Annotated in this window: 15 protein-coding genes and 1 pseudogene; 11 read left to right on the top strand and 5 right to left on the bottom strand. The window is 40.7% G+C overall.

What is annotated here, in order from left to right; translation table 11 throughout:
- Positions 1 to 59: 59 nt before the first annotated feature.
- From GD631_RS11610 to GD631_RS11620, 3 genes are all read left to right on the top strand, one after another.
- Complete coding sequence (locus tag GD631_RS11610) at positions 60 to 848, top strand: META domain-containing protein (RefSeq protein WP_143260362.1); 789 nt, start codon at positions 60 to 62, stop codon at positions 846 to 848.
- Positions 849 to 1,172: 324 nt separating this feature from the next.
- Positions 1,173 to 3,086, top strand: a complete 1,914-nt coding sequence (gene dnaK, locus GD631_RS11615) for a molecular chaperone DnaK (RefSeq protein ID WP_143260363.1) — start codon at positions 1,173 to 1,175, stop codon at positions 3,084 to 3,086.
- 212 nt (positions 3,087 to 3,298) lie between these two features.
- Positions 3,299 to 4,939, top strand: a complete 1,641-nt coding sequence (locus GD631_RS11620; RefSeq protein WP_143260364.1) for a M64 family metallopeptidase — start codon at positions 3,299 to 3,301, stop codon at positions 4,937 to 4,939.
- 33 nt (positions 4,940 to 4,972) lie between these two features.
- On the opposite strand, the gene GD631_RS11625 is transcribed toward GD631_RS11620, so the two are convergent.
- The 5 genes from GD631_RS11625 to GD631_RS11645 form a co-directional block, all read right to left on the bottom strand.
- Entirely contained in the window at positions 4,973 to 7,228 is a 2,256-nt protein-coding gene (locus GD631_RS11625; protein WP_143260365.1) for a monovalent cation:proton antiporter family protein, read from the bottom strand.
- Positions 7,229 to 7,355: 127 nt separating this feature from the next.
- On the bottom strand, positions 7,356 to 8,372 hold the full coding sequence (locus GD631_RS11630; RefSeq protein WP_143260366.1) for an inorganic phosphate transporter: 1,017 nt from the start codon (positions 8,370 to 8,372) through the stop codon (positions 7,356 to 7,358).
- Positions 8,373 to 8,387: 15 nt separating this feature from the next.
- The gene (locus tag GD631_RS11635; protein ID WP_143260367.1) at positions 8,388 to 9,035 is read right to left on the bottom strand and encodes a DUF47 domain-containing protein; all 648 of its coding nucleotides are present in this window, start codon (positions 9,033 to 9,035) and stop codon (positions 8,388 to 8,390) included.
- A gap of 77 nt (positions 9,036 to 9,112) precedes the next feature.
- The gene (locus GD631_RS11640; RefSeq protein ID WP_143260368.1) at positions 9,113 to 9,748 is read right to left on the bottom strand and encodes a DedA family protein; all 636 of its coding nucleotides are present in this window, start codon (positions 9,746 to 9,748) and stop codon (positions 9,113 to 9,115) included.
- A gap of 149 nt (positions 9,749 to 9,897) precedes the next feature.
- Positions 9,898 to 10,329 carry a DUF8440 family protein gene (locus tag GD631_RS11645; RefSeq protein WP_143260369.1) on the bottom strand — a complete coding sequence of 144 codons (432 nt, stop codon included), beginning with the start codon at positions 10,327 to 10,329 and terminating at the stop codon, positions 9,898 to 9,900.
- A gap of 391 nt (positions 10,330 to 10,720) precedes the next feature.
- Here GD631_RS11645 and GD631_RS11650 point away from each other — a divergent pair, with 391 nt between their 5' ends.
- The 8 genes and pseudogenes from GD631_RS11650 (at position 10,721) to GD631_RS11685 (ending at position 17,838) form a co-directional block, all read left to right on the top strand.
- Positions 10,721 to 10,897, top strand: a complete 177-nt coding sequence (locus GD631_RS11650; RefSeq protein ID WP_153260297.1) for a hypothetical protein — start codon at positions 10,721 to 10,723, stop codon at positions 10,895 to 10,897.
- A pseudogene (locus GD631_RS11655) lies at positions 10,861 to 11,463 on the top strand (carboxypeptidase-like regulatory domain-containing protein); the annotation flags it as partial. The gene GD631_RS11650 and the pseudogene GD631_RS11655, both read left to right, overlap by 37 nt.
- A gap of 61 nt (positions 11,464 to 11,524) precedes the next feature.
- Complete coding sequence (locus tag GD631_RS11660) at positions 11,525 to 11,701, top strand: DUF4250 domain-containing protein (protein ID WP_143260370.1); 177 nt, start codon at positions 11,525 to 11,527, stop codon at positions 11,699 to 11,701.
- A gap of 188 nt (positions 11,702 to 11,889) precedes the next feature.
- Positions 11,890 to 12,429: an RNA polymerase sigma factor gene (locus GD631_RS11665; RefSeq protein ID WP_060451175.1), complete on the top strand. Its 540-nt coding sequence runs from the start codon at positions 11,890 to 11,892 to the stop codon at positions 12,427 to 12,429.
- A gap of 4 nt (positions 12,430 to 12,433) precedes the next feature.
- Complete coding sequence (locus GD631_RS11670) at positions 12,434 to 12,778, top strand: hypothetical protein (RefSeq protein WP_143260371.1); 345 nt, start codon at positions 12,434 to 12,436, stop codon at positions 12,776 to 12,778.
- 33 nt (positions 12,779 to 12,811) lie between these two features.
- Entirely contained in the window at positions 12,812 to 13,375 is a 564-nt protein-coding gene (locus GD631_RS11675; RefSeq protein ID WP_143260372.1) for a hypothetical protein, read from the top strand.
- A gap of 48 nt (positions 13,376 to 13,423) precedes the next feature.
- On the top strand, positions 13,424 to 16,177 hold the full coding sequence (locus GD631_RS11680) for a TonB-dependent receptor (RefSeq protein ID WP_143260373.1): 2,754 nt from the start codon (positions 13,424 to 13,426) through the stop codon (positions 16,175 to 16,177).
- An 89-nt stretch (positions 16,178 to 16,266) separates the two neighbouring features.
- The gene (locus GD631_RS11685; RefSeq protein ID WP_143260374.1) at positions 16,267 to 17,838 is read left to right on the top strand and encodes a ClC family H(+)/Cl(-) exchange transporter; all 1,572 of its coding nucleotides are present in this window, start codon (positions 16,267 to 16,269) and stop codon (positions 17,836 to 17,838) included.
- Positions 17,839 to 18,021: the final 183 nt, after the last annotated feature.

Here is an 18,021-nt window from a genome sequence, read left to right on the forward strand (position 1 = left end):
TTATTTCCCAATCTTTTTGATATCTTTGCCCCTGATTTTAACTTAAACGTTATAACAATATGAAGAAAGTATTTGTTTCAATTTGCATTGCTGGTGCAGCACTTGCAATGTCTTCGTGCCGTTCGGTTGAGAAGGCAATCCCCCTATCATCTATTAATGGTGAATGGAATATCATAGAAGTCAATGGCTCGAAAATTACTCCGGGCGAAAGTAGAACCCTTCCTTTTATCGCTTTTGATACAGCAACCGGTCGTGTGTCCGGCAATAGTGGCTGTAATCGTATGATGGGTAGCTTCGATGTAAATGCGAAGCCGGGAAGCCTTGAACTTACAGGAATGGCTAGTACCCGAATGATGTGTCCGGATATGACTACTGAAAATAATGTGTTGAATGCTTTTGCTCAAGTAAAAGGATACAAGAAGGCAGGTAAAGACAAGATGTATCTTTGCAATTCGTCCAACCGTCCGGTTGTCGTTCTACAAAAAAAGGAGGCTGATGTGAAACTTTCGGTTTTGAATGGAGAATGGAAAATTAAAGAAGTGAATGGTGAAGCAATTCCTTCCGGTATGGAAAAACAACCTTTCATTGCTTTTGATGTGAAGAAAAAGACCATTCATGGCAATGCAGGATGTAATTTGATTAATGGTGGTTTTGAAACCAGTACAAGTAATGCCAAATCTATTTCTTTCCCGGGAGTAGCAAGCACAATGATGGCTTGTCCTGATATGGAAACAGAAGGTAAGGTGCTGAAAGCTATCAATGAAGTGAAATCCTTCGATGTGTTGTCCGGTGGTGGCATTGGTTTGTATGATGCAAACGGTGCATTGGTCATCGTGTTGGAAAAGTAAAAGAAGAATTATATATAATAGGATATGCCTGTGTCGCACTTGACGACACAGGCATATTTTTTTTCCTTTATCGAACCAGAACCGCTTGTATTTGTTTAAAGAAACAGTTACTGATTGGCTTTGGATATGACTATGTCAGCAGTGTTTATTTATTAAAACTGTCTTTTTGGCAGATATTATGTCATGCATTCGTATAATTTCCTTTTGGCACACGGTTTGCTTTTTAATAAGCGTCCGTTCGCGACGAAGCTCCCTGATAAGAGCAGAGAAACAACCGGACAAAAAGAAATCATTGAATAAATAATAAATAAAAAAATAACGATCATGGGAAAAATTATTGGTATTGACTTAGGAACTACAAACTCTTGTGTTGCCGTATTCGAAGGTAACGAACCTGTAGTAATTGCAAACAGTGAAGGTAAACGTACGACTCCTTCTGTTGTTGCTTTCGTTGATGGTGGCGAACGTAAAGTGGGGGATCCTGCAAAACGTCAGGCTATTACGAACCCTACACGTACAATCTTCTCTATCAAACGTTTCATGGGTGAAACGTGGGATCAGGTACAAAAAGAAGTGACTCGTGTTCCTTATAAAGTAGTGAAAGGTGACAATAACACTCCACGTGTTGACATCGACGGACGTCTGTATACTCCGCAGGAAATCTCTGCAATGATTCTTCAGAAAATGAAGAAAACTGCTGAAGACTATCTCGGACAGGAAGTAACAGAAGCTGTTATCACCGTTCCTGCCTATTTCTCCGACTCTCAACGTCAGGCTACAAAAGAAGCCGGACAGATTGCCGGTCTGGAAGTAAAACGTATTGTAAACGAACCGACAGCCGCAGCTCTTGCTTACGGTTTGGATAAGGCTCACAAAGATATGAAGATTGCTGTATTCGACCTTGGTGGTGGTACATTCGATATCTCTATCCTCGAATTCGGTGGTGGTGTGTTTGAAGTTCTTTCTACAAACGGTGATACTCACCTTGGTGGTGACGACTTCGACCAGGTAATCATCAACTGGCTGGTACAGGAATTCAAGAACGACGAAGGTGCTGACTTGACTCAGGATCCGATGGCTTTGCAACGTCTGAAAGAAGCTGCTGAAAAAGCTAAGATTGAACTTTCTTCTTCTACAAGTACTGAAATCAACTTGCCGTATATCATGCCGGTAGGTGGTGTGCCTAAGCACTTGGTGAAGACTTTGACTCGTGCAAAATTCGAATCTTTGGCTCACGAATTGATTCAGGCTTGTCTTGAGCCATGTAAGAAAGCAATGAGCGACGCAGGTCTGAACAATGCTGATATTGATGAAGTAATCCTTGTAGGTGGTTCTTCCCGTATTCCGGCTGTTCAGAAGTTGGTAGAAGATTTCTTCGGCAAGACTCCTTCTAAAGGTGTGAATCCGGATGAAGTGGTAGCTATTGGTGCGGCTGTACAGGGTGCTGTTTTGACAGATGAAATCAAAGGTGTAGTATTGTTGGATGTTACTCCGTTGTCAATGGGTATTGAAACACTGGGTGGTGTGATGACTAAGTTGATCGACGCTAACACTACCATTCCGGCTCGTAAGAGTGAAACATTCTCTACTGCTGCCGATAACCAGACGGAAGTTACTATCCATGTATTACAGGGAGAACGTCCGATGGCTGCACAGAACAAATCAATCGGTCAGTTCAACTTGACAGGTATTGCTCCGGCTCGTCGTGGTGTTCCTCAAATTGAGGTTACATTCGATATTGATGCGAATGGTATCTTGAAAGTATCTGCTAAAGATAAGGCTACCGGTAAAGAACAGGCTATCCGTATCGAAGCATCCAGCGGCTTGAGCAAGGAAGAAATCGAAAAGATGAAGGCCGAAGCTGAAGCTAATGCTGAAGCAGATAAGAAAGAACGTGAGAAAATCGACAAGCTGAATCAGGCTGACAGCGTAATCTTCTCTACTGAAAATCAGTTGAAAGAATTAGGTGATAAGTTGCCTGCTGATAAGAAAGCTCCGATTGAAGCTGCTTTGCAGAAATTGAAAGATGCTCACAAAGCACAGGATTTGGCGGCTATCGACACTGCTATGGCAGAAATCAATACTGCCTTCCAAGCTGCAAGTGCTGAAATGTATGCACAAAGCGGTGCACAAGGTGGAGCACAGGCTGGTCCTGATATGAATGGTGGTGCTGGGCAGCAAGATAACAGCAAGCACGGAGATAACGTTCAGGATGCTGACTTCGAGGAAGTGAAATAAGATCGCTGAAAAAGACGATTGAAATAAAATAATAGAAAAGAGCTGAAAGTCATAAACTTTCAGCTCTTTTTGTTTTTGAATAACCATTGTTTTATATCAGGTTGTTTGAAAAGATACCTATATGTCTTTTTTTTAGGGCGATTTGTCGAATAAATTTTTTAGTAACGAGAATCTAACGTATCTTTGGTATAACAAAATAACATTTAACGGGTATGAGAACAATTTATCTTCTATTATTTCCCTTGTGTTTGTTTTTTATAGTATCCTGTGCTGAAGACGAAGTAGATCCTAACTTCTCGATAGAGAATGTCGGATATGTCGTGATGGGTTCGGCTAAAGGTTCGCAGGTAACAATCAGTTTTACGAGTACCCGTGAATGGAAAGCGAGTACTGCTGCCGATTGGTTTACAATCGCTCCGGCTTCGGGGGAAGCGGGGACATGCGACATTGCGCTTACAGCTACCAGTGAGAATGTAACAGGAAGTGTACGTACAGCGATGCTTACATTGACTTCCGGGATGTTGACGCAAGATATAACCATAGAGCAGGAGGTGGCAGAATTCGTCAATCTGGAGCAGAATACATATAATGTTCCCGCTGAAGGTGGAGAACTGGATATTAAATTTTCTACGAATATAGCTGAAGATGAATTATTGATTTATGGTTCTTTGGGTACTGGCACTTGGCTAACGCAGGAAGCAAAAACTCGTACATCATCTTCCTACATGCTTAACCTGACTGTACTGCCTAATACTGATGGCGTTTCACGTATCGCTTATATCTACTTTGTGAGAGTGACAGATATGGAATCTATGGTAGTGGAGATGGTTACTATTATACAAAGAGGTAATGTTACAAATGAATCTACTGATTATTCGTCAGATAAAAAAGTACGTATTCTGCAGACTGCAAAGCTGGGAAAAGGTCTTCCTATTGTGCTTATGGGCGATGGATTTATAGATACTGAAATTAACGATGGAACTTATGACGCCGTTATGGACAAAGCTTTTGAGAATCTCTTTACGGAAGAACCTATCAAGTCACTTCGAGATTATTTTAATGTATATGCAGTAACTGCGGTTTCGAAACACAATCTTTTTGGTATAGGATATGAAACAGCGCTTGGTTGTGAATTGGCGGGTGGAAACAGTACGGGGATTTCCGGTGAAGATAATGCTGTACAACGTTATGTACAATGCGTGGATAATATAGATATGAGTGAAACATTGGCTGTTGTAATTCTAAATTCTCCTGCGTATGCAGGAACTACTTATTTTGGTTATACTAATCAGACGAAAGTGGTTGAGTTTGCTATTGCTTATTGTCCGGTGATATATGATTTGCAAAGTGAAAGTTTCAGGCAGGTACTTGTACACGAGGCTGTTGGACATGGCTTTGCCAAATTGGAAGATGAGTATGCTTATCAGGAAAATGGGACTATTTCTTCTAAAGAAATAAAAAATGTTCAGTATCTGCAGACATTAGGATGGGCGCAGAATGTTGATTTTACATCCGATCCATCTCAGGTGCTTTGGTCGGCTTTCTTGAGTGATAATCGGTATGCGTCAGAAAAACTGGGAGTATTTGAAGGTGCATGTACTTATATAAAAGGTGCGTATCGTCCTTCAGAAGAGAGTATGATGAATAGTAATACCGAGGGATTTAATGCTCCTTCCCGTAAAGCGATATATAATAAAATAATGGAAAGAAGTTTGGGAAAACAAATGGCTTATGAGGAGTTTGCCGCATTTGATTTGCAGAATAAATCACAAACGCGCAGTGCTAAATCAACTGTAAGACCAGGTAAGCCATTCACGCGTCCTCACTTTGTAAATAGAATGTTAGATAAGTAAAGCAGATGTATTCCATTCTGGCTTAGATACAAATTACGTTAAGTACAGTATTTTTCTAATCTTTTCCCGGTTGCCCACAATCCAAACGAGATCTCCTAATTGGAAAGTTGCGTCTTTATCCAGGGTAATCAGTTCGTCATTTCGTTCAATAGCTACAACAATACTGTCATGCTTTTCTCCCAAATGAGACTGAGCGATGGTTTGGTTTAAAAAGCGGAATTCTTCGTCTACCGTGAAAGAGTGGAGAGTTATCTTTTTATCCACTGCATCCGTATCTGATGTGCTTTTTACATCTTCTATTCTATTTCTGAATCCCTGCAATTGTGTATCTGTACCAACTACAGTCAATTTATCCTGTGGATAGATGTGTTCAGAGCTTTTGGGTATATATATGTTCAAATCACCACGTGTGATTGCGACCACATTCACTCCAAAGTTTTGCCTGAATGAAAGTTCTCCTAAAGACTTGCCGATGTAATCGGAATAGGGCGATACAACGACAGATGTCAAATCGAGGTCTTTGTCATTGAACTCGCTATTGAAACTTGTTTTTAGCGGGTGCCGTTTTTTAGCAACCTCTTCCCGTCGGTTGAGATTGGCCAGGAATCTCGTTTCCAACCGTGAATATTGTGTGAGGTCTTCCCTAAGAATAAGAATCAGTGCCACTACAGCTATGGCGATAATCACACTTATTCCCCAGTTCAACTTGAAATAGCTGATAACTACGCTAGTGATAAAGAAAAGAGCAACAGATACCCGGCCTAAAACGAGAGAAACCAGTCGTCCGTGATTGTAATTCTCATCTCTCCATAGCTTCAGGAATAATTCGGAAGAGTTGTATTTGTTGGAGATGAGTGCCCACAAAAAAGGAGTCATAAGCAAAAGAGTGCCCAGACACATCACCAGATTAATCCATATGGTAACAGGAGTAAACATTTCACTGATGGCAGGATAAATAATTTGTATAGACAGCAGCCAGATAGCAGTGAGCAGTACGCTATAAATAATAACCCTGCCAATCATGTTTTTTAGTAATTTCTTCCAGTCGCTATCGTGGTTCATGGTCTTCTTGCCGGAAGCATAACGATCTAACGTCTCCTGTACTTTAGTAGGCAATATTTTGTAAAGCCATTCGGCAAAAGGATTGGCCAAACGGATAAAATAAGGAGTCGTGAAAGTGGTGATAACAGACACAGCCACAATGATCGGTGAAATAAACGGATCGAGCACTTTGAGCGAAACACCCAGTCCGGCGATGATGAAAGCAAACTCTCCGATTTGTGCCAGACTGAATCCGGATTTGATAGAAGTGTTCAGTGGTTCTCCGGATAAGAGTACGCCAAATGAAGAGAAAATGGCTTTGCCGATAATGGTAACCAGAGTAATGATGATAACAGGCCAGGCATATTCTACCAATACGGCCGGATTCACCAGCATACCGACCGATACGAAAAAAATAGCTCCGAAGAGGTCTTTTACCGGTTGTATGATATGTTCGATGTGCTCGGCTTCGATGGTTTCGGCAAGGATAGATCCCATGATAAATGCACCTAACGCTGTTGAAAAGCCTGTATAGGTGGCCAATACCACCATTCCCAGACAAAGACCAATCGAAACAATCAAAAGAGTCTCATTATTCATCAGCTTCTTTGCTTTTTTAAGAAAAGCCGGAATAACAAAGATACCGATGAGAAACCACAGGATTAAAAAGAAAACGACTTTGAGAACACTAATCAATAAATCTTCACCCACAAAGTCCTGACTTACCGCCATTGTAGAAAGAAGCACCATCATTAAAATGGCAATCAGGTCTTCCACTACCAGAGTACCGAATACGATGCCCGTAAAACGTTGGTTGCGCAACCCCAAATCATCAAAGGCCTTGATGATAATTGTGGTAGACGACATAGACAACATTCCTCCAAGAAAGATGGAATTCATCGTGCCCCATCCTAATAATTGTCCTACCAGAAAACCTATGAGCAACATACTGACGACTTCGGTGGTGGCCGTAATAAAAGCTGTGGAACCTACATTCATGAGCTTTTTAAAACTAAACTCCAGTCCAAGTGCGAAGAGCAGGAATATAACACCTATTTCCGCCCATATATTGATGTTTTCGATATCTCCCACTGTGGGGAAAATATTTATATAAGGCCCTGCTAGTAATCCGGCAATGATGTAACCTAAGACTAAAGGTTGTTTCATCCATTTGAACAGCAAGGTTATTACACTGGCCGATATTAATATCAGCGCAAGGTCGGCAATCAAAGTTGGCAAATGTGACATTTAGTGATGGATTTATTCATTTTTATATTCCTGATAGTTAGACAGAAAAGAACCAAGGGACATGGATGTTCAGCTCTTTTCTTTTGCGAGAGTGTCGGCTGTCAATTATTCATTATATTGTTTTCCTCTACAAAAAGAGGGAAACAATATAATAGATAACTGCTGCCAAGAGTCCACTGACCGGAATTGTAAGAATCCAGGCAGTCATGAGGCTTTTTGTTATTCCCCAGCGAACGGCAGAGAGGCGTTTGGTCGCACCTACTCCGATGATTGCACCTGTGATAGTATGTGTTGTACTAACAGGGATTTTCAGCATTTCCGTGATGTAGAGAGTGAAAGCACCGGCTGTTTCGGCAATTACTCCTTCCAATGGGGTTACTTTGGTGATTTTGGTTCCCATTGTCTTTACTATTTTCCAACCTCCGGACATGGTGCCGAGTGAGATGGCGGTGAAACACGAAAAAGCAACCCAGTCGGGAAGGTCATTGATGCTGTTGATACCCATACCCAATCCCATAGAATGGGCGGCTATCATGGCAGCGGCAATGATACCCATTACTTTTTGTGAGTCATTCAAACCATGTCCGACGCTGAAGAGGGCGGAAGAAACGAGCTGTAACCTTTTAAACCAGACTTCAGCTGTATGAGGATGTGCACGCCGGCAGATGTAAAGAACAAACAGAGTGAAACCGAAAGCAATCACCATTCCGATAAAAGGAGCCAGAAAAATGAAAGCTGCAATTTTAAGAATGATATTAAGTTGAATTGCTTCAAATCCGTTTGCCATAATGGCAGCTCCTGCAAATCCTCCGATAAGCGTATGTGACGATGAAGACGGGATACCTTTCCACCACGTTACCAGGTTCCAGGTGATGGCTGCTATGACTCCTGCCAATATAATAGGTAAAGTGATGTATTGTTCTACCACCGTCTTGGATACTGTATTGGCAATACCGAATCCGCCTATGATATATTTGGCAATGAAAAAAGCAACGAAATTGAAGAAAGCAGCCCATAATACGGCTTGAAAGGGAGTAAGCACCCTGGTAGATACGATTGTAGCTATTGAGTTTGCTGCATCGTGAAAGCCGTTGATATAATCAAATATCAGAGCCAGAATAATGATAGTCACTAATAATTCCATGTGTTCCGGCTTGCTTTATGCGTACTTTACAATCAGGTTTTTCAGAATCTTGCCTACGTGTTCTGCGGCATCGGTCGTTTTCTCCAGTTCATGCATGATTTCTTTAATTTTGATAAGTTCAATGCAATCCTTTTCTTCTTCAAATAGCTTGGTGATAAAGAATTCATATACGTCATCTGCCTGATTTTCGATTTCATGTAATCTTGAGCAATATTCCCGGAGAAGAATCGGTTTCTTACGGAATGTTTCAAGTTCGTCCATGGCTTTACAGATGTAGGTCGCTTCTTCCTGAATCAAACGGCTCAATTCTTTGCCATTTTCCGAGATAGGATGGGGATTGTAAATAGAGATCCGTTTGGCACAACTATTTATTCCGTCGATGACATCATCCATGCAGGAAGCTAAGTCATGAATATCTTCACGGTCGAAAGGAGTGATGAATGTAGTGCCCAATTCATCAAAAATCCGATGTGTCAGTTTGTCCCCTTCACGTTCCAGCTCTTTGATTTTCTTGTAGTAGTCTGCACGTTCTGTTGGTGAGTCATGTTGCAAGCTTTCTGTTAAAACAACGGATGCTTCACAAAGCACTTCTGAAAGTTGTTTCAGCAATGGGAAAAATTTGGGCTCCTTTGGAGTAAACCGGCTAAAAAAAGAATTTTTCATAAGTGTAAAAACTTTAAATTGTTTTTTCTTCTCTATTTATATTAGTAACAAATGAATACAGATTATAGTTTGGTGTTTTAAGATTTTAGTTTGGCTCGTACTACCTCTATGATTGCAGGCAATATAGAGATGAATATGATGGCAACAATCAGCAGTTTCAAGTTCTCCTGTACAAACGGAAGGTCTCCGAAGAAATAACCGGTGTAGCAGAAGATGCCAACCCAAGCCGCACCGCCCGCTAAATTATACATCATAAAATAGTAATAATTCATCTTTCCCATTCCTGCCACGAAGGGAGCAAACGTGCGAACTATCGGGACGAATCTGGCCAGAATAATTGTTTTCCCACCATATTTCTTATAAAACTCGTGTGTCCTCTCCAGATGGCTTTGTTTGAATATTCTGGAATTGGGATTATTAGAAAGCTTTCGACCGAAGAAATGTCCGATCATGTAATTGCAGGAATCGCCTAATACGGCAGCGGCAAATAAAATGATAACGAGTATATGTACACTGATAGGCATGTCAGGTAAGGCAGAAATGGCTCCGGCTACGAAGAGCAGAGAATCACCGGGAAGAAAAGGAGTGACCACTAATCCGGTTTCACAGAAGATTATAAAAAACAAAATGGCGTACGTCCAAGCATGATAATCATGTACAATCATAACCATATATTGATTGATATGAAGTATAAAATCCAATAAAAAGTCCATTTTATATACTTTGGTTGTTATGGTAAAAAAAGAATGTTATTGGCTTCCGGACCATAGTGAATACTCTTTTCACTTTAAATGGCGGAAGCAAACAGAAAGTGTGGCATAAAAGACTGGAATAATCTTATGCCGGAAAAAATATAAAATAGCTAAATGAGTATGTGACCTAATGAATAGATATGATATCTATCAGAATATTTAAAAAGATTGGTATAATATGAAAAACCTGTCCATTGGTTTTGAGGAAGCTGAATCTTCAGAGAGCTTAGTATACGGATAGTGACAGAAGGAATATTGAATCGTAGTATCTTTAAAGGAGAGAGGTGGCGGAAGGAGAATGGATTTAAAACGCCATTATCGTTATTGTAATCTTGTTTTCCAGCGTATTCTTTTGTTTTGACTAGTTTCTGTTCTTTATCCAGCTGTATGATGCTGGTTTTGGAGGTGTATGAGTTGGTATAGGTTTGTGTACTGGTACTACCGGCTTCTAACCGGTATGCCTCTTGTGCTTCATCGGAAATCAGATGGAATCCCCAACTCAGAAATACGCCTAATAGTATACAGAATATGTACTTCATCATAACGGCCGTAAAGGTAGAAACTATTTTTATATGAAATACATATTCACAAGCATAATTAACAATTATAATTGTAGCTCTATCGGGAGGGATTCATTATAGTTATGTTAACTTCTGTTGTTTACAGTGAATACAGTAGTCGTAATGCACAGTTCGCAGTTTTCCGCACTTGGGGCAGGTGTATTTATGATTTTGCCATATTAAGAAGTTTTCTTCTCCCTGTTCTTTTATGAATGTAAGATCATTAATTTGCCGGGAAAATTACTATTAATTTCCGGATATAATATTGGAATCTGATTTTTTTCCCTTTTTTTTGTAAAAGCTGTAGGGTATTTCCGGTTTGAACGCTCTTATAAATAGAAACGCAATTTATTTACCTATAAAAAGCATCAGTATGAAGAATGTAGAAAAACACTTGGTTGGATGGCTATCAGTTTGTTTGCTGCTTTGTAGCTATCTTGTGTGGGCGCAAGGAGATGCCGGAGATTATCTTACGATCGTTGGTCTGGTGAAAGACAAGCAAAATAAAAAAGCTCTTTCGGACCTAAAGTTGTTCCTTTGCAGGAAGTAGTGATTCGTCGAAGTGAACCAAAGAAACTTTTGCGGGAGATGATTGAACGACGGGAACAGAACTATTCGCATGCTCCCGTGTATCTGACTACCTTTTATCGTGAAGGAGTTCAGTTGAAAAACAAATTTCAAAACTTGTCAGAAGCAGTGTTTAAGGTTTATAAGACATCCTCACATTCAGTTGTGCCGGATCAAGTGAAGCTCTTGAAAATGAGCCGGCTAAGTAATGTGGCAGCGAAAGATAGCTTGCTTGTAAAAGTAAAGTCGGGTATTCAGGTCTGTATCCAGATGGATATTATAAAAGATTTCAAAGTGAAACGGGCCAAAATGCTGTTTGGCAGTCGTGATCTTCATATCTGGTTTGAGATGATTACTTGCAAAGTGGAAACCGGACAGGTAGTTGCGTTTCCCCGTACGGAAAGATTGCCTACCCGTACAATCTTCTCCGATACATCTTTCAAATATGATGAGAACTTTTGGAAAGACTTTAATGTGATCCCATTGGAAGAAGAAATCAGCAAACTAATAGAAAAAATCTCTTTGAAGATAGAAGAAATAGGAGATTGATTTATTTTGCCATTCAACAGGATTGCTGTACCTTTGTACCCGGTTTAAAAGATTGTATGTTATGGAATTACCGAAAGATCCGATGATGTTGTTCAGCGTCATCAATATGAAGTTACGCGATTGTTATTCTTCACTTGACGAACTTTGTGAAGATATGAATGTGAACAAGGATGAATTAGTGAATCAGTTGAAAGCCGTAGGCTTTGAATATAGTGCGGAACACAATAAGTTCTGGTAATTATCTCCTTATTTACAGCTTGTAGATAGAGTACTTGAAGTGCCTCCATATCCTTTACAAAGGATACAGAGGCACTTTTTCTATCTGATGAATCCCCTCGCCCTGTTAATAAAAGCAAAATACGAAATCTCATATTTAACTTCACCTGCCTTCCCCGTTCTAACTAATAAAGCTTAGAAAAAGAATTGATGATAAACGAGAATAAAATTCGTGAAGCTTGTGCCTCGAATCGCGAACGGGGATTCAAGATGTTGATGGACTCTTTTCAGGTGCCGATATATAATTATATCCGTAGATTGGTTGTATCTCATGAAGATGCGGAAGATGTGCTTCAGGAAGTCTTTATCCGGATATTCCGGCATATCGATCAGTTTCGCGAAGAAAGTTCACTGTCAACCTGGATTTACCGGATTGCAACGAATGAGAGTTTACGCTTGCTCAACGGACGTAAAGATGAAGGAGTTGTTTCCGCAGAAGATGTTCAGGAAGAGTTGATGGGCAAGTTGAAGGCTTCCGATTACATTGATTATGAAAATGAGCTGGCAGTAAAGTTTCAGGAAGCCATTTTAAGTCTGCCGGAAAAGCAGCGGCTTGTATTCAATTTACGTTATTACGATGAACTTGAATATGAAGAGATTGCCCGTGTACTGGACAGTAAAGTGGATACGCTGAAAGTGAATTACCACTATGCGAAAGAGAAGATAAAGGAATATATATTAAACAGATAGAATAATGAAAAAGGATTTTGATTTTGACGATATTGGTAAACAGACACCTTACCGTACCCCCGATGGATTCTTCGAGGACGTGCAACGAAAGGTGATGGAACGTGCCGGAGTGAAGCAACAGAGGAAATCTCATATGAAGCTGATTATTTCTACGGTGATTACCATAGCGGCAGTATTGGTCGGATTTCTGTTTGTTCCGTCTTTGCGACAGGCGGATGAGGAGAAAACGTCTTCTTCGAATGTGTTAGCCAACGGTATGGAACCGGTAGATAAATGGATTAAAGAACTATCAGATGAGGAGTTGGAAGAGCTCGTCAGCTTCTCTGAAAATGATATATTTTTGAATTAAGTAACTCAATTAATTATTTTAAACGTGAAGATTATGAAGACTAAATTTATTTATGTAATTTTGGCCGTTCTCCTGATGGGGAGCCAGATGACTTTGTCTGCACAGAATACAGATAATAAACAAAAAAAACAGCGTCCTACACCAGAACAAATGGTGCAGATGCAGACTAAACAAATAGTAAATACGTTGATGTTGGATGATGCAACGGCAGCTAAGTTTACTCCGGTATACGAGAAGTATCTGAAAGAATTGCGTGAATGTCGTATGATGACTCATAAGGCGAGAACAGAGAAAACTAAAGCACAAGGCACAGACGCTAATGCTAAGAAAGAACGTCCGTCTATGACTGACGATGAGATTGCTACCATGTTGCGGAACCAGTTTACTCAAAGCCGTAAAATGCTGGATATTCGTGAAAAGTATTACAATGAATTCAGCAAGATACTTTCGCAGAAGCAGATTTTGAAGATTTATCAGCAGGAAAAGATGAATGCTAATAAATTCAGAAAGGAATTTGATCGCAGAAAAGGTCAGAAACCGGGACAGGGACACCACCAAGGACAAAGAAATCGTGCTCCTCGTCAAGACCAGAAATAAAGATTAGGTTTATTTTATTATAGTTTTATTTTACTAAATCAACACAATTTGAACATAGACAGCCATATTTATTCTTTTCAGTACCGTTTGATTATTTGTTATGTCTTGCTACTGATTAGTTTGACTGTTTTTGCTCAGTCCGGCAAAGAGAGCTTTTCCGGTCGTGTGATTGATACTGAAACCAATCAGCCGGTACCGTTTGCTACGGTCCGGCTTTTGGCTTTACCGGATAGTACATTGTTGGGCGGCGGCGCTACGGATGCTATCGGTAAATTTCAACTTTCCGTTTCCGTTCCTACTGCGACTAAGGCGAAGTCTTTATTATTGCAAGTTTCATATATCGGATATAAGCCTGTTTTTCATCCCATTTCCATTTCCCGCAAAAGCACCTCCTATGAATTGGGAAATATCAATCTGACTCCGGAAAGCTATGCTTTGGATGAGGCCGTGGTAGTAGGTCAAGCCCCGATGGCAGTGACGGAAGGGGATACAACAGTATTCAATGCTTCCGCCTATCGTACTCCCGAAGGTTCGATGCTTGAAGAGTTGGTGAAACAGCTTCCGGGAGGTGAGATAGATGCGGATGGTAAGTTATTGATACATGGTAAGGAGGTGAAGAAGATTTTAGTAGACGGTAAAGAGTTTTTCTCTGATGATCCGAAAGCCGCCCTTAAAAATCTTCCTGTGGAAATGGTGGAGAAGTTGAAAGCCTATGAACGCCAGTCAGATTTGGCGCGTCTCACCGGGATAGATGACGGAGAGGAAGAGATGATCTTGGATCTGTCCGTGAAAAAGAACATGAAACGGGGCTGGATGGAGAATTTTATGGGAGGATACGGGAGTAAAGACCGTTATGAATTAGCCAATACCTTGAATCGCTTTCGTGAGAACTCTCAATTAACGATTATCGGAAATCTGAATAATACCAATAATCAGGGATTTTCGGAATTACAGAATGAATCTTCAAATTCTACAGGTAATATCCGTAGTCGGATGGGGTTGACTACTTCCCGTTCATTGGGACTAAATGCGACTCATGACTGGAAGCGGGTTAAGTTACGTTCCAATGTTCAATACGTGGGTACAGACCGTTTGGAAGACAGCCGTACAACGGTCGACAATTTTCTTCGTAAGGATCAGTCAATCAATCTGGGCACGAACAATAGCCGGATGCAGAATCATGAGTTGGTGGCCAATGCCTTTCTTGAATGGAAAATGGATTCTGTTACTACATTGATTTTCCGTCCTCAATATCGTTTCTCTGCCAATGACAGAGAGAATAGTGGCTTTCAGGAAGGGTGGGGGAATGATGTCTTGTTGAATGAGAGAGAGTCCTCCGGCACCAATCATAATTCCCGGTATAATTTGACGATGATGTTGCAACTTAGCCGGAAATTGAGTCGTTTGGGGAGAAATGTCGCTTTGAAAGTAGACTATGGTACTAATGCTTCAGCTACAGACCGGAAGAGCCTTTCCACCACCCGGTACTTCAAAAATAATACGAAGAAGATTCAGAATCAGAAAATAGAGGATGATGTTGACGGGTATAATTACCGGGTGCAACTGGTGTATGTAGAACCATTGCCGTGGCGGCATTTCCTGCAACTCCGTTACAGCTATCAGTATAAAGTGAACAATTCGGATCGTTTTGTCTATGACTGGGATAAGGAACTGGAGGAGTTTGCGCCCGACTTTGATGAAGAATCCAGTAACCGTTTTGAAAATCAATACAGTAATCACTTAGTGAACCTTGCCATACGTACTTCACAAAAAAAGTATAATTATAATATTGGAGTTGATTTTGAACCTCAAAAATCTGTCAGCCATTCTTTATTGAGTGACGCTCCCGAAGATCAGTTGGAAAGATCGGTCATGAATTTCTCACCCACGGTCAATTTCCGCTATAAGTTTTCAAAACGCACCCGTTTGCAAATTGTGTATAGGGGAAAAGGGAAACAGCCTAATATACGTGATCTCCAACCTGTGACCGACCGTACCAACCCTTTGAATATTCGTGTCGGTAACCCTTCGTTGAAGCCCTCATATACGAATACGTTTACATTGAATTTCAATTCCTATAATACCAAACATCAGCGAAATATGGTAGCTACCGCTTTGTTCGAGAATACCATTAATAATGTAACCAATCAGGTGACTTATGACAGCGAAACCGGTGTGCGAACTACGTCTCCGGTCAATATGAATGGTAATTGGCGCGCCATGGGGTCTTTTTCTCTCAATACCCCTTTTAAGAATCGTAGCTGGATATTTCGCACTTACTCCTATCTGCAATACCGAAATCAGAATGGCTATACAACTTTGAATAAAGAAGAACCGGTGAAAACCTCCGTACAGCATTTAACGGGACGTGAGCGTCTACGGCTTACTTATCGTACCCGTCAAATGGAACTTACGGGGCTTGTCGGCCTGATTTATAACAATTCTTATAATGATGTGCGGGAGAAACGTACTGAAACTTTTGATTATCAGGCAGGAACCCAACTGCAACTTTATCTGCCTTGGGGGATGGAACTATATAATGACCTGACTTATTCTCTCCGCACCGGTTATGGTTATGAAGGTTATGCCAAAGAGAATTTCATGTGGAACTGCCAACTGTCAAAAGCCTTTCTAAAAAAGAAACAGTTATTAATCCGTTTCAAGATCTATGATATTCTCCATCAGGACATCTCTTTGATACGCACGATTACCGCCACTGCTATTCGTGATACTGATTATAATGCATTGGGTTCTTACTTTATGGTACACGCCATACTTCGTCTGAATATGATGGGAAGGTAATTAGAAATTAAATCTTCATTAGTTTGAAAACCACAGCTAGGTTTTGATTGTTGTATGTCCTACGTATAAAACAATGTAAGGCTAGCTGGATGTTTCGACTGATAAAAAAGATAAAGGATAAGGGCCGCTGGCGAATCTTTAAACTGAAGTTAATTGATGCGCGGCTTTACTTTGTCAGTATCTTCGTAGGATTACTGACGGGACTTGTTGCCGTGCCTTATCATTACCTATTACAGTTTTTCTTTAATCTCCGCCATGATTTCTTTGATTCCCGTCCCAAATGGTATTGGTATATTCCTCTTTTCCTGTTGATGTGGGGAATACTTGTATTCGTCTCCTGGTTGGTGAAGAAAATGCCGCTTATTACCGGTGGGGGGATTCCGCAAACACGTGGAGTTATTAATGGGAGGGTTGATTATAAGCATCCTTTTCTGGAATTGGTAGCGAAGTTTGTGGGTGGGATACTTGCATTAAGTACCGGATTGTCTTTGGGGCGTGAAGGACCGTCCGTGCAGATCGGTTCGTATGTGGGATATTTGGTATCCAAATGGGGGAGGGTGCTTAGCGGAGAACGGAAACAATTATTGTCTGCCGGTGCCGGTGCCGGATTGGCGGCTGCTTTTGCTGCCCCATTAGCTTCCTCGTTGTTGGTTATTGAATCTATTGAGCGGTTTGACGCGCCTAAAACGGCTATTACTACGCTTTTGGCAGGAGTAGTGGCAGGTGGGGTTGCCAGTTGGATTTTCCCCATCAATCCCTATTTTCATATAGATGCTATTGTGCCGGGAATGACTTTTTGGGGGCAGGTGAAACTGTTTCTTTTGTTGGCTGCTGTGGTTTCTGTTTTTGGAAAATTCTTTTCTGTCACTACTCTTCAGGTGAAGCGCATTTACCCTGCTATTAAGCATCCGGAATACGTGAAGATGCTGTATTTGCTTTTTATCGCTTTTCTGATTTCTATGGCTGAGTTTAATCTGACGGGAGGAGGGGAACAGTTCTTGCTCTCACAGGCCATGCATCCGGATACACATATTCTTTGGATTGTCGGCATGATGTTGCTGCATTTCGTTTTTAGCACCTTTTCTTTTTCCTCGGGTTTACCGGGAGGAAGTTTTATTCCCACGCTGGTGACAGGAGGACTTCTGGGACAAATAGTGGGATTGATTATGGTTCAACAGGGTGTCATTGCTTATGAGAATATCAGTTACATCATGTTGATTTGTATGTCGGCATTCCTTGTTGCGGTAATTCGTACGCCTTTGACGGCTATTGTCTTAATAACCGAGATTACGGGACATTTGGAAGTCTTTTATCCTTCCATTGTTGTAGGAGGATTAACCTATTACTTTACGGAAATGCTTCAGATAAAACCGTTCAATGTTATTTTATATGATGATATGATTCATTCACCCGCATTTAAGGAAGAGCCCCGTTATACATTGTCTGTAGAAGTAATGAGCGGGTCTTATTTAGATGGTAAGATTGTGGATGAACTTCGTTTGCCGGAGCGTTGTATGATTATAAATGTGCATCGTGACCGTAAGAACTGGCCTCCCAAAGGACAGAAATTAATGCCTGGCGATCAAGTTCAAATAGAGATGGACTCACAGGATATAGAGAAATTGTATGAACCTTTAGTTAGTATGGCGAATATTTATTAAGCGTGTTGGCAGAATAAATTCATTTCGATGCGAGAATGAGGTAAACTCATACAATTATAGTTCAAAAAAACTTCCGTAAACATTCTCAAGTATACTTATCCCTATGAGAAAAAATACTCATAGCGATGAGAAGAAATTCTCATTGTAATGAGAAAAAGTTCTCATTACAGTGAGAATATACCC

The organism is Bacteroides luhongzhouii, assembly GCF_009193295.2.
Taxonomy (GTDB): Bacteria; Bacteroidota; Bacteroidia; order Bacteroidales; family Bacteroidaceae; genus Bacteroides; species Bacteroides luhongzhouii.

Bases quoted from the DNA above. Each gene is read 5' to 3' on its own strand.
- GD631_RS11610 (WP_143260362.1), top strand. From the start codon at position 60: ATGAAGAAAGTATTTGTTTCAATTTGCATTGCTGGTGCAGCACTTGCA.
- GD631_RS11645 (WP_143260369.1), bottom strand. From the start codon at position 10,329: ATGATGAAGTACATATTCTGTATACTATTAGGCGTATTTCTGAGTTGG.
- GD631_RS11635 (WP_143260367.1), bottom strand. From the start codon at position 9,035: ATGAAAAATTCTTTTTTTAGCCGGTTTACTCCAAAGGAGCCCAAATTT.
- GD631_RS11625 (WP_143260365.1), bottom strand. From the start codon at position 7,228: ATGTCACATTTGCCAACTTTGATTGCCGACCTTGCGCTGATATTAATA.
- GD631_RS11630 (WP_143260366.1), bottom strand. From the start codon at position 8,372: ATGGAATTATTAGTGACTATCATTATTCTGGCTCTGATATTTGATTAT.
- GD631_RS11665 (WP_060451175.1), top strand. From the start codon at position 11,890: ATGATAAACGAGAATAAAATTCGTGAAGCTTGTGCCTCGAATCGCGAA.
- GD631_RS11650 (WP_153260297.1), top strand. From the start codon at position 10,721: ATGAAGAATGTAGAAAAACACTTGGTTGGATGGCTATCAGTTTGTTTG.
- GD631_RS11660 (WP_143260370.1), top strand. From the start codon at position 11,525: ATGGAATTACCGAAAGATCCGATGATGTTGTTCAGCGTCATCAATATG.
- GD631_RS11675 (WP_143260372.1), top strand. From the start codon at position 12,812: ATGAAGACTAAATTTATTTATGTAATTTTGGCCGTTCTCCTGATGGGG.
- GD631_RS11670 (WP_143260371.1), top strand. From the start codon at position 12,434: ATGAAAAAGGATTTTGATTTTGACGATATTGGTAAACAGACACCTTAC.
- GD631_RS11685 (WP_143260374.1), top strand. From the start codon at position 16,267: ATGTTTCGACTGATAAAAAAGATAAAGGATAAGGGCCGCTGGCGAATC.
- GD631_RS11620 (WP_143260364.1), top strand. From the start codon at position 3,299: ATGAGAACAATTTATCTTCTATTATTTCCCTTGTGTTTGTTTTTTATA.
- dnaK (WP_143260363.1), top strand. From the start codon at position 1,173: ATGGGAAAAATTATTGGTATTGACTTAGGAACTACAAACTCTTGTGTT.
- GD631_RS11640 (WP_143260368.1), bottom strand. From the start codon at position 9,748: ATGGACTTTTTATTGGATTTTATACTTCATATCAATCAATATATGGTT.